The 1,179-nt window shown below is 58.8% G+C and carries 2 protein-coding genes; both read left to right on the top strand.

Annotated elements, in window-relative coordinates:
* Positions 1–508 precede the first annotated feature (508 nt).
* Entirely contained in the window at positions 509–922 is a 414-nt protein-coding gene (locus tag AC1DX0_RS36140) for a hypothetical protein (protein WP_477359327.1), read from the top strand.
* Positions 919–1,179 (top strand): divalent metal cation transporter (locus tag AC1DX0_RS36135; RefSeq protein WP_477359324.1); only part of this gene is annotated, 261 nt, incomplete at its 3' end. The genes AC1DX0_RS36140 and AC1DX0_RS36135, both read left to right, overlap by 4 nt.

Genomic DNA, 1,179 nt, shown 5'->3' with positions numbered 1-1,179 from the left:
GATTTCCCCTACAGCTTGGATCAGCCGCGCGGCAATCGCGGCAGCTGGCATTCGGCGCGGTCGTGGTGCGTGTTCTTCACTCGGCGCACCCGATTCCGAAAGCGTGTTCGATCCCACCACGTCGATAGACGTTTTTAAATTTTTTCGTCGTTCCATGAAATTGGCCCGAGGTTGCCTTTGCTAACGAGCTTGCGAACAGTGTGTTCCTTTCGCGCAGGCGCGTTGCAAGGGGCGTCGGCCGATCGACTCCTGCTATTGCTGTTCGCTGACGCAAGCCAAGGGAGTCATGCGCGTCAGCATGGGCAAGCATCCCGACTTGGGATCGGGTCTTCCGGACGACGCTCGGTGGCAAAAGCCAACAACGGAATCGCGACGGCCGGCAACATAATCCGCTAGATTGTTGACCCGACCATTCCGAACAGGGTAACGGAAATTCCTGAGCCAATCGCTTGCGGAACCTTTTCGACCGGAACGCTTTACGCATCCGATGTCACGTAGCGTCGTAGCGTTGGCCAATACCACCATGTGTCGCTTGCTGGCGGCAGTGTTGCTCGCCGGCCTAGCTGCCTGCTCTTCATCCAATGCCGAAGACAAGCGGGCGAAAAACGCCAAGTCCACCGCCAGTTCAGCGATCATGGTCATCGACAGTTGGACCGCCGGCGCCGCACCTTCCCACTATGCGGGGGCCACGTTGCGGTCTTTGGCCGAAGCGTTAGCTGACTACGATCGGCAACTACAAACGGCGGACGGTTCGGACTCCTCCAAGCGACTGGCGCGACAACTCACAGCCGCTGCCGAGCGGGCCGAAAATGCCGTCACGAACGGCGACCGAGCACAGGCGGGGCAAGCCGGTCAGGAGTTTCGAACTGTCATTGCCAAGTTCGTTGTGGCAGATCCCGCAGATCGAGCGACAAATCCATGAAAAAATTGCTGGAAATCTCGCTCGGCGTGGTGACCAGCGTTGGGGGCTTCCTTGAGGTCGGATCGTTGGCGACAGCAGCCCAGGCCGGTGCATTGTTCCACTTTCAGCTGGTCTGGGCGATTCTCCTCGGGACTATCTGCATCATTTTCCTGGTGGAGATGGCCGGCCGTTTCGCAGCCGTCAGCAAGCACACAATAGCCGACGGCATTCGCGAGCGCTTCGGCATCAATGCGTTCCTTTGGCCTCTGGTAAGTACA

The sequence above is a fragment of the Mesorhizobium sp. P3_A9 genome (assembly GCF_056402975.1).
This window is presented reverse-complemented; position numbering and strand designations above follow the sequence as displayed.